Annotated in this window: 12 protein-coding genes; all 12 read left to right on the plus strand. The window is 71.8% G+C overall.

Features of this window, described 5'->3' with window-relative positions; translation table 11 throughout:
• Positions 1-351 precede the first annotated feature (351 nt).
• The 12 genes from IE273_RS29545 (at position 352) to IE273_RS29600 (ending at position 15857) form a co-directional block, all read left to right on the plus strand.
• The gene (locus IE273_RS29545; protein WP_189818230.1) at positions 352-1353 is read left to right on the plus strand and encodes an SMP-30/gluconolactonase/LRE family protein; all 1002 of its coding nucleotides are present in this window, start codon (positions 352-354) and stop codon (positions 1351-1353) included.
• Between the two features lie 46 nt (positions 1354-1399).
• Entirely contained in the window at positions 1400-1930 is a 531-nt protein-coding gene (locus IE273_RS29550; RefSeq protein WP_189818231.1) for a MaoC family dehydratase, read from the plus strand.
• 165 nt (positions 1931-2095) lie between these two features.
• Entirely contained in the window at positions 2096-2893 is a 798-nt protein-coding gene (locus tag IE273_RS29555) for a restriction endonuclease (RefSeq protein WP_189818232.1), read from the plus strand.
• A gap of 177 nt (positions 2894-3070) precedes the next feature.
• Positions 3071-4363 carry a phosphatase PAP2 family protein gene (locus tag IE273_RS29560; RefSeq protein ID WP_189818373.1) on the plus strand — a complete coding sequence of 431 codons (1293 nt, stop codon included), beginning with the start codon at positions 3071-3073 and terminating at the stop codon, positions 4361-4363.
• Positions 4364-4511: 148 nt separating this feature from the next.
• Entirely contained in the window at positions 4512-5693 is a 1182-nt protein-coding gene (locus IE273_RS29565; RefSeq protein ID WP_189818233.1) for an ROK family transcriptional regulator, read from the plus strand.
• 287 nt (positions 5694-5980) lie between these two features.
• Positions 5981-7498 (plus strand): sugar ABC transporter ATP-binding protein, encoded by a 1518-nt coding sequence (locus IE273_RS29570; protein ID WP_189818234.1) that lies wholly within the window; start codon positions 5981-5983, stop codon positions 7496-7498.
• Entirely contained in the window at positions 7495-8511 is a 1017-nt protein-coding gene (locus IE273_RS29575; RefSeq protein ID WP_014669356.1) for an ABC transporter permease, read from the plus strand. Before IE273_RS29570 ends, IE273_RS29575 begins: the two co-directional genes overlap by 4 nt.
• 17 nt (positions 8512-8528) lie before the next feature.
• Complete coding sequence (locus IE273_RS29580) at positions 8529-9569, plus strand: substrate-binding domain-containing protein (RefSeq protein ID WP_189818235.1); 1041 nt, start codon at positions 8529-8531, stop codon at positions 9567-9569.
• Positions 9570-9635: 66 nt separating this feature from the next.
• Positions 9636-10931: a Gfo/Idh/MocA family protein gene (locus IE273_RS29585; protein WP_189818236.1), complete on the plus strand. Its 1296-nt coding sequence runs from the start codon at positions 9636-9638 to the stop codon at positions 10929-10931.
• A 14-nt stretch (positions 10932-10945) separates the two neighbouring features.
• Complete coding sequence (locus tag IE273_RS29590; RefSeq protein WP_189818237.1) at positions 10946-11944, plus strand: sugar phosphate isomerase/epimerase family protein; 999 nt, start codon at positions 10946-10948, stop codon at positions 11942-11944.
• A gap of 94 nt (positions 11945-12038) precedes the next feature.
• Positions 12039-14525, plus strand: coding sequence for a PQQ-dependent sugar dehydrogenase (locus tag IE273_RS29595; protein WP_189818238.1), 2487 nt, complete (start codon positions 12039-12041; stop codon positions 14523-14525).
• Positions 14526-14537: 12 nt separating this feature from the next.
• Positions 14538-15857 carry a ThuA domain-containing protein gene (locus IE273_RS29600; RefSeq protein ID WP_189818239.1) on the plus strand — a complete coding sequence of 440 codons (1320 nt, stop codon included), beginning with the start codon at positions 14538-14540 and terminating at the stop codon, positions 15855-15857.
• Positions 15858-15886: the final 29 nt, after the last annotated feature.

Genomic DNA, 15886 nt, shown 5'->3' on the forward strand with positions numbered 1-15886 from the left:
CCTCCGAGGACTGGGGCGCCGAAGGACTCGCCGAACGGACCGACCGGGCCGCGGCGGAACTCGTCGCGCTGATGGCCGGACCGTCCATCGTCGCGCGACCCGCCCAGCCGGCCTTCGGGTTCCGCCCGCCCGCGCCCGCCGCACCGACCACGCGGGGCCGGTGACCGGGTCCGGCAGCGTGGCTCCCACCGGACGCGCCCGGGTCCTGCCGTGCGGCCGTCCGGCACTCCGAGGGGCACGACGACGGCGACGCGGCTCCACCGGCACGCGGACCGGTGCCGGCCATGGAATGACCGGCCGTCACCTCACATCGCAGCACCCCGCTCGTCCACCTCACAGAGAAGGAACGACATGACCAGCCCTCTGACCACGCGGACGCGCACCGGCCTCCTGGCCACGGCGGTGGTCGCGACGCTCGCTGTCACGGCGACCGGTCCGGCCACGGCCGCCCCGTCCTCCTCCACCACCTCGGCCGGGCCGGCGTCCCCCACGCGCTTCTTCGCGCACCTTGACATGAGCGACGGCCAGCGGCCGGAGAACATCACCCTGGAACCCGGCGGCAGCGCCGTCGTCACCTTCGCCTACAACCGCCAGGTCGCCCGTATCACCCCCGACGGCCGGGTGCACGTCCTCGCGACGCTGCCCGAGCCGCCCGCCGGCTCCGTCACCCCGGCCCTCACCTCGCCGTTCCTCGGCGGGATCGTCCGTGCGCACGACGGGACGCTGTACTTCCTGTACGCCACCGGCAGCGGCGACCTGACCGGCCTGTGGCGCCTGCGGCCGGGCGGCACCCCGCACCGTATCGCCGCCCTCCCGGCCGACGGTCTGCCCAACGGCCTGGCGCTGGACGAGCACGGCGGACTGCTGTACGCGGCGGACTCGGTCCTGGGCACGGTCTGGCGCGTGCCGCTCACCGGCGGGGCCGCCACCGCGTGGTCCACCGCACCCGAGCTGGCCGCCGACGGGTTCCTGGGCGCCAACGGCATCAAGGTCCACGGCGGCGCGGTCTGGGTGTCGAACCTGGACCGGGGCACCGTCCTGCGCATACCGGTCACCCGCCACGGCGCGGCCGGCCCCGTCTCGACCCGGGCCACCGGCCTGGTGGACATCGACGACTTCGCGTTCACCGGCCGTGGGGACACCCTGCTGGCCGCGATCAACAAGGACAACGAGGTGGCCCGGGTCGAGCCCGGCGGCCGGCACACCGTCGTGCTCACCGCCGCCGACGGGCTTGAGGGGCCGACCTCGCTCGCCGTACGCGGCCGCACGGCGTACGTCGCCAGCGCCGCCTACTTCACCGACGAGGACCCCAACCTCCTGGCCGCCCGGATCGTCCCCGCCCCCGGCAAGTAGGCCCGGACGTACGCGCACGACGAGAGACGAGCGAGAGGACAGCACGATGGACACACAGGACACGGCAGCGCCGGCGACCGGGTTCGACCCGGACGCGTTCCTCGTCGTCCCGCCCAGGACCTTCGAGGACCTGCGCGTCGGCGAGGTGTTCCGGGCGCCCAGCCGCACCCTGACCGACGCCCACGCGGCGGCCTTCCAGACCGTCTCCGCGGACAACCACCCGGTGCACTACGACGCGGAGTGGGCGCGCCGGCACGGGCACTCCGCGCCGGTGGTGCACGGCCTCCAGGTACTGGCGTTCACCGCGCCGGGCGCCACGCTGTTCCCCCACTTCATCGGTGAGGTGTTCATCAGCTTCCTGGAGCTGTCCTGCACGTTCCTGGCCGAGGTGCACTCCGGGGACACCCTGTACCCGGCGCTCACCATCACCGCCCTGGAACCGCGCGGCGAGGAGGGTGTCGTGGTGACGGAGGCCACCATCCACAACCAGCGCGGCGAGCTCGTGCTGTCCGGACAGCACAAGTACCTGCTCCGGTGCGGACAGACGCGGACGGACACCGGGCAGAGGGCCTCCTGACCCCGGCCCCGAGGACAGCCCTGGCCGGCGAAGTCGCCGGCCAGGGCTGAGCCATGAGCGGTGTGCGATCTTTCGGCGATCTCGGGCATCCGGAGAGGACCGGCCTTTGTCGTCGCCGTCCGGGAGGGAACCCGCGTGTCCGTACCTCTGCGCCCCGTTCGACGTGTGCGGAACGACCGACGTTTCGATCTGCGCACGACCGCCCTGTTCTTCCTGCTGCTCGCGGTCCTCTTGTGCCTCCTCGCGCTGGTGGTGCGGACGGCCGCGGGCATGGTCGAGCGGCGCCCGCTGTGGGCCGGGGTCCTGACGCTGTTCGGCGTCGCGGCGGCTGTGATGTGCCGGTCCAGGTGGCGCCGCTTCTCGGCCGCGGCGTACGCGCGCCGGACCGCCCGCGCACTGGAGGAAGCGGCCGAGGAGGCGTCCTTGCCACCGCGGCCGGCCGAGGAGGCGTCCTTGCCACCGCGGCCGGCCGAGGAGGCGTCCTTGCCACCGCGGCCGGCCGAGGAGGCGTACGTTCCGGCGCGTCCGGCCGACGAGGAGACGACCGCGTTCCCCGGCGGTGTGGTGGACTGCGCCGAGCTTGAGCCCGATGGTTTCGAGGAGGCCGTAGCCGACCTGTGCACCCGTGACGGCTGTCAGGAGGTGGAGGTGGTGGGAGGCGCCGGCGACTTGGGGGCGGATGTCACCGCGGTCACCCCGGACGGACGGCGCGTGGTGATCCAGTGCAAGCAGTACGGCGCGGCCAACAAGGTCGGCTCGCAGGACCTCCAGCGGTTCGGGGGAACCTGCTTCACCATCCACGAGGCCGATGTCGCGGCGGTCGTGACGACGAGCGACTTCACCGCGCCCGCTCTTGAGTACGCGCGCCAGTGCGGCATCGTGTGCGTCGACGGCAGCGCCCTGGACGCCTGGTGCCGCGGTACGGGGCCGAGTCCGTGGGACGGAACAGGCATCGAGTGCTGACCGTGCGCGGTCGGTGACCCATCCACAAGGTGCCGATGCTCCGTTAACATGATCGAACTCACGACAAGCACACCAACACCCAACACATCGGCCGAACAATTGATACCTAGAGCATCGCGGGTCAATCCGCCACCAAACAGCAGAAATTCGTTCGCCGCATGGCGTCGACCCCGGACGGTGCTGTGGGCCGCGGCCGGTGTGGTGACCCTCGCATTCCTCGTCGTGCTGGAGATCGCCGCGCGTCACTACGGTCTGCCGGGGCCGGTCACCTATCAGGCGCGAGAGCTGATATTCCCGCCCAAATCAGGTTTCCTGCTGTATGCCAGCATGGCGTTGACGATGGTGGTCCTCACCTGGCGGGAGCGGTTCATCGCGATCGGCGCCGCGATCGGCATCGACATCGTCTTCCTGCTGGCACGGTGGGCGGCCGGCGCCGATCTGACCGACGGCCATCCGTTCGGCAACGGCGCGTTGTGGGTCATCGTGGGCTGCGCGGTCATCGCGGTCACGCGCCGCACCGGCCGGGAACGCCTCCTGCTGCTGAAGGGCGTCGGACTGGGCCTGCTGCTGGTGGCCGGCCGCAAGACGGGCGACACCTGGCTCCTCATCACGTCGAAGACCCGCCCGACGGTGCTCGACCCGTACGTGGCGACCGCCGACCACGCGCTGGGCAACCCGTCGTGGGTGGTGGGCCGGATCGTCCGGGCCAGCGGTACGGTCGGCACCCACGCTCTCGACTACGTCTACGCCCAGCTCGCGGTGGCCGCGGTCGTCGTCGCGATGTACCAGCTGCGCCACGTCGCGACCGAGCGCCGCTTCCCGCGCCACCATCTGGTGCGCACGTTCCTGGTCATCGGCCTCCTCGGGCCGGCCATCTACATGGTCTTCCCGGTGGTCGGGCCGGTCTTCGCCTACGCCGCCGACGGCGGGCACTGGGCGGTCGCCGACCTGTGGCCGCACACGCCGCCGCCGATCGGCACCCCGCACTCCATACCGTTCGACGAGATCACCCCGCGCAACTGCATGCCCAGCCTGCACACGGCCTGGGCCACCGCGATCTTCGTCCACTCCCGCAAGGGACCGCGTTTCCTGCGTCACGCGGGTACGTTCTGGCTGATCGCCACGCTCACCGCCACACTCGGATTCGGTTACCACTACGGCGCCGATCTCCTCGCCGGTGTGGTGTTCACGCTGACGATCGAGGCGGCGCTCCGCGCGTTCGACCGGGGCTGGGACCGGTCCGGAATCCAATTGGTCGCCCACGGTACGGTCGTCTTCACGGCGCTCCTGCTGTCATACCGTTTCGTGCCGGTGGAGATGGCCTCATATCCGTGGCTGTTCGGCCCCCTTCTCCTCCTGGCGATGCTCTCCGTGGTCCACGGCTTCGTACGGACCACCGCACTGTGGGAACCGAAGGCTCCGCCGGTACCGCGACCAGAACCGCAACCGGAACTGGGAGTCGCCCCTTAAGGGGACCGGCGCTCTTTGTCCTCTCAGTGGAAGAAGTTCACAGGAATCCGTGCACGACTTCTTCCCAGCTTCGGCGGCCACTGCTACGTTCCCTGTCGAAAGCCCGACACTGGTGGCCGAAAATGGCGGGGAGGGGCACGTGAGACGCATGACGGCTCGACCGGCCAACGCGCACCAGGCCCGCCTGCTGAAGCTGCTGCGTGACGGTGGCCCCAACTCCCGGGCCCAGCTCGGCGACCAGGTCGACCTGTCCCGGTCCAAGCTGGCCGTGGAGGTGGACCGGCTGCTGGAGACGGGCCTGGTGGTGGCCGACGGACTCGCCGCCTCGCGCGGCGGCCGGCGCTCCCACAACGTCCGGCTCAACCCGGACCTCAGGTTCCTCGGTGTCGACATCGGCGCGACCTCGGTCGACGTCGCCGTCACCACCCCGGAACTGGAGATCCTCGGCCATCTCAACCAGCCCATGGACGTGCGCGAGGGGCCGGTCGCGGTCTTCGAGCAAGTCCTGGACCTGGCCGGGAAGCTGAAGGCCGCGGGACTCGCCGAGGGCTTCGACGGCGCCGGCATCGGCGTCCCCGGACCGGTCCGCTTCCCCGAGGGCGTACCGGTCGCCCCGCCGATCATGCCCGGCTGGGACGGCTTCCCCGTCCGGGAGGCGCTCAGCCAGGAACTCGGCTGCCCGGTCATGGTCGACAACGACGTGAACCTCATGGCGATGGGAGAACAGCACGCGGGAGTCGCCCGTACCACGGCCGACTTCCTCTGCGTCAAGATCGGCACCGGGATCGGCTGCGGCATCGTCGCGGGCGGCCGGGTGCACCGGGGCACCACCGGAAGCGCCGGCGACATCGGCCACATCCAGTCGGTGCCCGACGGCCGGCCCTGCGCCTGCGGCAACCGGGGCTGTCTGGAAGCCCACTTCAGCGGCGCGGCCCTGGCCCGGGACGCGATGCAGGCGGCCGGGCAGGGCCTGTCCGCCGAACTCGCGGCCCGGCTGGAGGCGAACGGCACCCTCACCGCCGTGGACGTCGCCGCCGCTGCCGCCGCGGGTGACGCCACCGCCCTCGAACTGATCCGTGAGGGAGGCACCCGCGTCGGCCAGGTCATCGCCGGACTCGTGTCCTTCTTCAACCCGGGCCTGGTGGTGATCGGCGGCGGGGTGACCGGCCTCGGCCACACCCTGCTCGCCGCGATCCGCACCCAGGTCTACCGCCAGTCACTGCCGCTGGCCACCGGCAACCTGCCCATCGTCCTCGGGGAGCTGGGACCGAGCGCCGGTGTCATCGGCGCCGCCCGGCTGATCAGCGACCACCTCTTCTCACCCGCGTAGCCGCACCGCCCGCGCGGGCGACCACCGTTCCGCCCGCGCAAGCCATCACCGTTCCGCCCGCGCAAGCCTCAGCGTCCGCCCGCGCAAGCGGACCACCGTTCCGACGGCGCAAACCGTCACCGTCCCGCGCGCAAGCGAACACCGTTCCGCCCGCCCACGCACCCCGTCCGCATCAGCGACCTCTTCCCGCACCACGCCACTTACTCGTGTAACGCCGCTCCCTGGCCGCAGGGCGCTCGCCCCGCTACGCCCTGACACCGGTCCGCACGCCCGCCGAGGGGACTCACATGGCACCAGAACCACCGCTGCTCAGCATGTCCCACATCACCAAGTCGTTCCCCGGGGTCCGCGCCCTGGACGGCGTCGACCTCGACGTCCAGGCCGGGGAGGTGCACTGCCTGCTCGGCCAGAACGGCGCCGGGAAGTCCACGCTCATCAAGGTGCTGGCCGGTGCCCACCAGCCCGACGGCGGCAGCATCCGCTGGCGCGGCGAGCCGGTCACCCTGCGCTCCCCGATCGCCGCCATGCGCCTGGGCATCGCCACCATCTACCAGGAACTCGACCTGGTGGAACACCTGTCGGTGGCGGAGAACGTGCACCTCGGCCACGAGCCGACGGCCGCCGGGTTCGTCGTCCGCGGGAAGGCGGCACGCGCCGCGACGACGGCGCTGCTGAAGCGGCTCGGGCATCCCGAGATCGATCCGGCCCGCCTGGTCGGGGAGTTGTCCGCGGCGCAGCAGCAGATCGTGTCCATGGCGCGGGCCCTCTCCCACGACGTACGGCTCATCGTGATGGACGAGCCGTCCGCCGCGCTCGACCCCGACGAGGTCGACAACCTCTTCCGGATCGTCGGCGATCTCACCGCCGACGGGGTCGCCGTCGTCTACATCTCGCACCGCCTGGAGGAGATCCGGCGCATCGGCGACCGGGTGACCGTGCTCAAGGACGGCCGGGCCGTCGCCGGCGGACTGCCCGCCGAGACCACCCCGACGCGGGACGTCGTCGCCCTGATGACGGGCCGCACCGTGGAGTACGTCTTCCCCGAGCGGCCCGCACGGGCGCCGGAGGCCGAGCCCGTGCTCCAGGTGCGGGGCCTCGCCCGGGACGGCGAGTTCGCGCCGTTCGACCTCGATCTGCGCCCGGGTGAGATCGTCGGGCTCGCCGGACTGGTCGGCTCGGGGCGCTCGGAGATCCTGGAGACCGTCTACGGGGCACGCCGGCCCAGCGCGGGCGAAGTCGCCGTCGACGGCCGCCGGTTGCGCACCGGGAGCGTCCGTGCCGCCGTACGGGCCGGGATAGGGCTCGCGCCCGAGGAGCGCAAGGCGCAGGCCCTGCTGATGCTGGAGTCCGTCACGCGGAACGTGTCGGTGTCCTCCCTGTCCCGCTTCTCCCGGGGCGGCTGGATCGACCGGCGCGGCGAGCGCGGCGCCTCGCGGGCCGCGACCCGGGAGCTGTCGCTGCGCCCCGACAACCCGGACGTGCCCGTGCGCACCCTGTCCGGCGGCAACCAGCAGAAGGCCGTGCTCGCCCGCTGGCTGCTGCGCGGCTGCCGGGTGCTGCTGCTGGACGAGCCCACCCGCGGCGTCGACGTCGGCGCCCGCGCCGAGCTGTACGCGGTGGTGCGCCGGCTGGCGGACGAGGGCCTCGCCGTCCTGCTGGTCTCCAGCGAGGTGCCCGAGGTGCTGGGCCTCGCCGACCGCGTACTGGTGCTCCGCGAGGGCCGTGTCGTGCACACGGCACCCGCCCAGGAGCTGGATGAACACCGAGTCCTCGACCTCGTCATGGAAGGAAGCCCGGCGTCATGACGCAGCACGTCTCCCCGCCCCGGGACACCGCCGGCCCGACACCGCCGGCCCGGCTCCCCGTCTGGCGCGGCCTGCCGGCCCGCGCCGACCTCCGTACCCTCTCCCTGCTCGGGGTGCTCGCCGCGCTGGTCGTCATCGGCGGCGTCACCAAGCCCGACGAGTTCCTCGACACCCGCAACCTCCAACTGGTGCTGACCCAGGCGTCGGTGATCGGCGTGGTCACCGTCGGCATGACCTTCGTCATCACCTCGGGCGGCATCGACCTGTCGGTCGGCGCCATCGTCGCCCTCGCCTCCGTGTGGGCGACCACCGTCGCCACGCAGGAGTACGGCTTCGCCGGGATCCTCTTCACGGCGGTGGTCGTCGGCCTCGGCTGCGGGCTCGTCAACGGCCTGCTCATCGCGTACGGCGGGATGGTCCCCTTCATCGCCACCCTCGCCATGCTGGCTTCGGCGCGCGGACTCGCCCTCCAGATCACCGACGGCAAGACGCAGATCGTGAGCGTCGACGGCATCTTGAACCTCGGTGAGCGCGACTCCTATGTGCTCGGCGTCCCGCCGCTGGTCCTGGTGTTCGCGAGCGTGACGGTCCTCGGCTGGCTGCTGCTCAACCGCACCACCTTCGGCAGGCGCACGGTCGCCGTCGGCGGCAACGCCGAGGCCGCCCGCCTCGCCGGCATCGACGTGCGCCGCCAGCGGCTCTACCTCTACCTGCTGTCCGGGCTGTGCTGCGGCATCGCCGCCTTCCTGCTGATCGTGCTCTCCGGCTCCGGCCAGAACACCAACGGCAACCTCTACGAACTCGACGCCATCGCCGCCGCCATCATCGGCGGCACCCTGCTCAGCGGGGGCCGCGGCACCGTCACCGGCTCCGTGCTCGGCGTGCTGATCTTCACGACGATCACGAACATCTTCGCCCTGAACAACCTCCAGAGCGACGTCCAGCAGATCGCCAAGGGCGCGATCATCGTCGCCGCCGTCCTGGTCCAGCGCCGTACCGCGAGCACGACCTGAGGAAAGGGTTCACCACCATGACACAGCTGACGAGCCGCAGAGGACTGCTCTTCGGGACCGCCGCCGTCTCCGCCGGTGCCTTCCTCGCGGGGTGCACGAGCAACGAGACGAAGGACGAGAAGACGGCCGCGAACGCGCAGCCGGCCGCCGAGGACAAGCCCGGCAAGCACGTCACCATCGGCTTCGCCGGACCCCAGGCCGACCACGGCTGGCTGAACGCCATCAACGACAACGCCAAGAACCGGGCGAAGAAGTACGCCGACGTCACCCTGGAGATCACCGAGGGTTCCAACGACACCGCCCAGCAGATCGGCCAGATCGAGACCCTGATCAACAAGAAGGTCGACGTCCTGGTCGTGCTGCCCGCCGACGGCAAGGCCCTCACCCAGGTCGGCCTCAAGGCGATGCGCGCCGGCATCCCGGTCGTCAACCTGGACCGCATCTTCGACTCGGCGCAGGCCTACCGCTGCTGGATCGGCGGCGACAACTACGGCATGGGCCTCAACGCCGGGCACTACATCGGCGAGAAGCTCAAGGACAAGCCGGACGCCCGGGTGGTCGAACTCGCCGGCCTGGACAACCTGGAGCTGACCAAGCAGCGCACCCAGGGCTTCGACGACGCCTTGAAGAACTACCCGAACATCAAGAAGGTGGCCCGGCAGGCTGCCGAGTTCACCGTCGAGTCCGGCCAGGCCAAGATGGCGCAACTCCTGCAGGCACAGCGGAAGTTCGACGCCCTGTGGAACCACGACGACGACCAGGGCGTGGGTGCGCTGCGCGCCATCCAGCAGGCCGGGCGGGACGACTTCCTGATGGTCGGCGGCGCGGGCGCCCTCTCCGCGTTCCAGGCCATCAAGCAGGACGACGGCGTGCTCAAGGCGACCGTCCTGTACCCGCCGACCATGGCGGCCTCCGCCATCGACCTGGCCCGCGCCCTCGGCCAGGGCAAGGGCGTCGGCGGTCTCGCCGAGTTCGAGATCCCGGCGTCCCTCACCCTCTACTCCGCCGTGGTCGACAAGACCAACGTCGACCGCTACATGCCCACCGGCTTCCGCTGAGCCGGCCCGCCCGCACCCCCCACCGCGCCACGACGAACGCGCCCCGACGACGAGGAGGACGAGCGCATGGAACAGCCGCAGCAGTCAGCCGGCCCCGAGGCCGCACCGGAGACGGCACCCGGGGTCGCACCGGACGCGGCACCGGGGACGGCACCGGACGCGGCACCCGGAGCCGGGAAGCCACCGCTGCGCGTCGGCATGGTCGGCTACGCCTTCATGGGCGCCGCCCACTCCCAGGGCTGGCGTACCGTGGGCCACGTCTTCGACCTGCCCCGCCGGCCGGTGCCGGCCGTGCTCTGCGGACGGGACGGCGCCGCCGCCCGGTCGGCTGCCGAGCGGCACGGCTGGGCCGCCGTGGAGACCGACTGGCGCGCGCTGGTCGCCCGGGACGACATCGACCTCGTGGACATCTGCACCCCCGGTGACAGCCACGCCGAGATCGCCGTCGCCGCGCTCGCCGCCGGCAAGCACGTCCTGTGCGAGAAGCCCCTCGCGAACACGGTCGCCGAGGCCGAGACCATGACGCGCGCGGCCGAGGAGGCGTACGGGCGCGGGCAGGTGGCGATGGTCGGCTTCAACTACCGCCGGGTGCCCGCGACCGCGTTCGCCCGCCGGCTGGTCGCCGACGGCCGGCTCGGCACGCTGCGGCACGTCCGGGTGACGTACCTCCAGGACTGGCTGGCCGACCCCGCCTTCCCGCTGACCTGGCGGCTGCGTAGGGAGCACGCCGGTTCCGGCGCGCTCGGGGACCTGGGCGCGCACATCGTGGACCTCGCCCAGTACCTGGCGGGCGAGCCGCTGGCCGGGGTGTCGGCCCTGACGGAGACCTTCGTCCGGGAGCGCCCGCTGCCCGGCGGCCCGAGCCGCGGTCTGGCGGCCGGGTCCGGGACGGACACCCCGGGCGTGAGCACCGGCACGGTCACCGTGGACGACGCCGCCGTGTTCACCGGCCGGTTCGCCTCCGGTGCCCTCGCCGCCTTCGAGGCCACCCGGTACGCCACCGGCCGCAAGAACGCCCTGCGCATCGAACTCAACGGGGAGCGCGGCTCGCTCGCCTTCGACCTGGAGCGGCTGAACGAGCTGTGGTTCCACGACGCCACCGGACCCGGCGCCGAGGCGGGCTTCAGCCGCATCCTCGTCACCGAGCCCGAGCACCCGTACCTGGACGCCTGGTGGCCGCCGGGCCACGGCCTCGGCTACGAGCACACCTTCGTCCACCAGGCCCGCGACCTGGTCCACGCCATCGCCGCGGGCACCCGCCCCGACCCCTCCTTCGCCGACGGGCTCCAGGTGCAGCGCGTCCTGGCGGCGGTGGAGGAGAGCGCCGAGAAGAACTCCGTCTACACGCCCGTCGCGGGCTGAAGGAGGCCGCCCCCATGCCGCGTCCGTTCACGCTGTTCACCGGCCAGTGGGCCGACCTGCCCCTGGCCGAGGTCTGCCGGCTCGCCCGGGACTTCGGCTACGACGGCCTCGAACTCGCCTGCTGGGGCGACCACTTCGAGGTCGACAAGGCCCTCGCCGACCCCGGCTACGTGAAGTCCCGGCACCAGCTCCTCGACTCCTACGGCCTGAAGTGCTGGGCCATCTCCAACCATCTCGTCGGGCAGGCGGTCTGCGACGCCATCATCGACGAACGGCACCAGGCCATCCTGCCGGACGCGGTCTGGGCCGACGGCGACCCGGAGGGCGTACGGCGGCGCGCGGCCGACCGGATGAAGGACACCGCCCGTGCCGCGGCGGCCTTCGGCGTCGACACCGTCATCGGCTTCACCGGGTCGGCGATCTGGCACCTGGTCGCCATGTTCCCGCCCGCGCCCGAGTCGATGATCGAGCGCGGCTACCAGGACTTCGCCGACCGCTGGAACCCGATCCTCGACGTCTTCGACGCCGAGGGCGTACGGTTCGCCCACGAGGTCCACCCCAGCGAGATCGCCTACGACTACTGGACCACCCACCGCGCCCTGGAGGCGGTCGGCCACCGTCCCGCCTTCGGGCTGAACTTCGACCCCTCCCACTTCGTGTGGCAGGACCTCGACCCGGTCGGCTTCCTGTGGGACTTCCGCGACCGGATCTACCACGTGGACTGCAAGGAGGCCCGCAGGCGGCTCGACGGCCGCAACGGGCGCCTCGGCTCCCACCTGCCCTGGGGGGACCCCCGCCGCGGCTGGGACTTCGTCTCCGCCGGACACGGTGACGTGCCCTGGGAGGACGTCTTCCGGATGCTGCGCTTCATCGACTACGGCGGACCCGTCTCCGTGGAGTGGGAGGACGCCGGCATGGACCGGCTCCAGGGCGCACCCGAGGCCCTGGCCCGCCTGAAGACCTACGACTTCGAGCCGCCGTCGGCCTCGTTCGACGCGGCGTTCGCCAACTGACCCTTCCTGTCGGTTGGTTCACGACTCCGGGACGACGGCGCGTCCCGGCGTATCCACCCGCCCCGTACAACCAGCCCCACTCTGGAGGCCTTTCGTGCACGGGAACGATCGCTCCACCCGCAACGGAACCAGCAGACCACGCCTGCGCAAGGCGCTCGCCCTGTTCGGCGGCGCCCTGCTCGCGGGCGCCACCCTCACCCTCACCTCGCCCCAGGCCGGCGCAGCCGTCGCCGACCAGGACCCGGCCGCGGCGGCCGAGGACTTCCAGCAGGTCACCCTCGCCAAGGGCGAGGCGGAGACCGGGGAGCCGATGTCGCTCGCCGTCCTCCCGGACCGCTCGGTCCTGCACACCTCCCGCGACGGCGAGCTGCGCCTGACGGACGCGGCCGGGAACACCAGGATCGCCGGCAAGCTCGCCGTGTACTCCCACGACGAGGAGGGTCTGCAAGGCGTCGGCGTCGACCCCGACTTCGCGACGAACCGTTTCATCTACCTCTACTACGCGCCCCCGCTGAACACCCCGGCGGGTGACGCGCCCGAGACCGGCACCGCCGCCGACTTCGCCCCCTTCGACGGCGTCAACCGCCTCTCCCGCTTCGTGCTGAACACCGACGGCACCCTGGACACGGCCAGCGAGAAGAAGGTCCTCGACGTCCCCACCACCCGCGGCCTGTGCTGCCACGTCGGCGGTGACATCGACTTCGACGCGGCCGGCAACCTCTACCTGTCGACGGGCGACGACACCAACCCCTTCCAGTCGGACGGCTACACCCCGATCGACGAGCGCGCGGACCGCAACCCCGGCTTCGACGCCCAGCGCACCTCGGGCAACACCAACGACCTGCGCGGCAAGATCCTGCGCATCAAGGTCAACGCCGACGGCTCCTACTCCATCCCCGACGGCAACCTCTTCCCGCCCGGGACGGACAGGACCCGGCCCGAGATCTACGCGATGGGCTTCCGCAACCCGTTCCGGTTCAGCGTCGACAAGGAGACCGGCATCCTCTACGTCGGCGACTACGGCCCCGACGCCGGCGCCGCCGACCCCCAGCGCGGCCCGGCCGGACAGGTCGAGTTCGCCCGGGTGACCAAGCCGGGCAACTTCGGCTGGCCGTACTGCACCGGCGCCAACGACGCCTACGTCGACTACGACTTCGCGACCAAGACCTCCGGTGCCTCCTTCGACTGCTCCGCCCCGAAGAACACCTCCCCGCACAACACCGGACTGACCGACCTGCCGCCGGCCCAGCCCGCCTGGATCCCCTACAACGGCCCGTCGGTCCCCGAGTTCGGCGACGGCTCCGAGTCCCCGATGGGCGGCCCGGTCTACCACTACGACCCCGCGCTCGACTCGCCGGTCAAGTTCCCCGAGGCCTACGACGGCGACTTCTTCGCCGGTGAGTTCGGCCGCCGCTGGATCAAGCGCATCACCAGCGACGCGGACGGCACGGTGCGGTCCGTCAACAGCGTGCCCTGGACCGGCACCCAGGTGATGGACATGGCCTTCGGGCCGGACGGCGCGCTGTACGTCCTCGACTACGGCGTCTCCTGGTTCGGCGGCGACGAGAACTCGGCGCTGTACCGCATCGAGAACGCCACCGACGGCCACTCGCCCGTCGCCCAGGCCGCGGCGAGCCGCACCTCCGGCCAGGCGTCGCTGAAGGTCCAGTTCTCCTCACAGGGCACGAGCGACCAGGACGGCGACGCGCTCACCTACAGCTGGGACTTCGGCGACGGCACGCGGTCGACCGACGCGAACCCCGCGCACACCTACCGCAAGAACGGCACCTACACGGCGACCGTGACCGCGAAGGACCCCTCGGGCCGCACCGGCGGCGCCAGCGTGCAGATCGTCGTCGGCAACACCGCGCCCACGGTGGTGCTCCAGACCCCGAAGGACGGGCAGCTCTTCAGCTTCGGTGACGCCGTTCCCTTCACCGTGAAGGTGACCGACCCCGAGGACGGCCGCCGGATCGACTGCGCCAAGGTCAAGGTCACCTTCGTCCTCGGCCACGACACCCACGGCCACCCGCTCACCTCCGCCACCGGCTGCACCGGCACCATCCAGACCAGCGCCGACGGCGGCCACGACGAGGACGCCAACATCTTCGGCGTACTGAACGCCGAGTACACCGACAACGGGGGCGGCGGCCAGGCCGCGCTCACCTCGCACGACCAGAGCGTCCTCCAGCCCCGCCACCGCCAGGCCGAGCACTTCGGCAACAGCTCCGGCGTCTCGGTGATCGCCAAGGAGACGGCGCACGGCGGCAGGACCGTCGGCGACATCGACAACGGCGACTGGATCTCCTTCACCCCGTACGTCCTGGACAACGCCAAGAAGATCACCGCGCGCGTCTCCTCCGGCGGCGCGGGCGGCACCCTGGAGGTCCGGGCCGGCTCGGCGGGCGGCACCCTGCTCGGCAAGGCGACCGTGCCGGTGACCGGCGGCTGGGAGACCTTCCAGGACGTCCAGGCCGACCTGTCCCGCGCCCCGCGCGGCACCACCACGCTCTACCTGGTGTTCAAGGGCGGCGACGGAGCCCTGTTCGACGTCGACGACTTCACCTTCACGACCGGCTGAGAGGAGCGGCACATGCGCACAGTGACCGCCGTCGCGACGGCCGCGCTGCTCCTCGGCTGCGCCGCCGCACCGGCCGCGTCGCACGACGCGGACGACACCAAGCGGGTGCTGGTCTTCTCCAAGACGGCCGGCTTCCGGCACGACTCGATCCCCGACGGCGTCGCAGCGGTACGGCAGCTCGGCGAGAGCGGCGGCTTCACGGTCGACGCCACCGAGGACGCGGGCGCGTTCACCCCGTCCACCCTGCGGCGCTACGACGCCGTGGTGTTCCTGTCGACCACCGGGGACGTCCTCGACAGCGCCCAGCAGACGGCGTTCGAGGACTACGTCCACCGCGGCGGCGGCTACGTCGGCGTCCACGCGGCGGCCGACACCGAGTACGACTGGGCGTTCTACGGCGGCCTCGCCGGCGCGTACTTCCAGTCGCACCCGGCGATCCAGCCGGCCACCGTGCGGGTCGAGGACCGCGCCCACCCGGCGACCTCGGGGCCGGCGCGGACCTGGAACCGGACCGACGAGTGGTACAACTACCGCTCCAACCCCCGGGACCGGGCCCACGTCCTCGCCTCGCTCGACGAGTCGTCGTACACCGGCGGCACCATGAACGGCGACCATCCGATCGCCTGGTGCCAGGAGTACCAGGGCGGCCGGGCCTTCTACACCGGCGGCGGCCACACCAAGGAGTCGTACGCGGACCCGGAGTTCCGCCGGCATCTGCTGGGCGGGATCCGGTACGCGATCGGCGCCGTCCAGGCCGACTGCCGGCCGGAGACCGGGTACACCGCCCTGTTCGACGGTGACTCGCTCGACGGCTGGCGACAGGCCGGCCCCGGCTCCTTCACCCTGTCCGACGACGGCACGCTCACCTCGTCCGGCGGGATGGGCCTGCTCTGGTACGCCGGCCGGAGCTTCGGGTCGTACTCCCTGAAGCTCGACTGGAAGACGGCCGGCGACGACAACTCGGGCGTGTTCGTGGGCTTCCCGCCCTCGGACGACCCGTGGTCGGCCGTGAACAACGGCTATGAGATCCAGATCGACGCCACCGACGTCCCGGAGAAGACCACCGGGTCCGTCTACGGCTTCCGGTCCGCCGACCTGAAGAAGCGCGACCGTGCGCTGAACCCGCCGGGGGAGTGGAACACGTACGAGATCCGGGTCGAGGGCGAACGCCTGCGGATCTGGCTCAACGGCGTGAAGATCAACGATTTCACCAACACCGATCCGGCCCGGAGTCTCACCGACGGGCACATCGGCATCCAGAACCACGGGGCCGGTGACGAGGTGTCCTTCCGCGACATCCGGATCAGGGAACTGCCCGCCAAGGGCCACTGAACGGCGGCGGGCGGGAGACGCCGGACTCC

The sequence above is a fragment of the Streptomyces olivaceoviridis genome, from assembly GCF_014650115.1.
Taxonomy (GTDB): domain Bacteria; phylum Actinomycetota; class Actinomycetes; order Streptomycetales; family Streptomycetaceae; genus Streptomyces; species Streptomyces olivaceoviridis.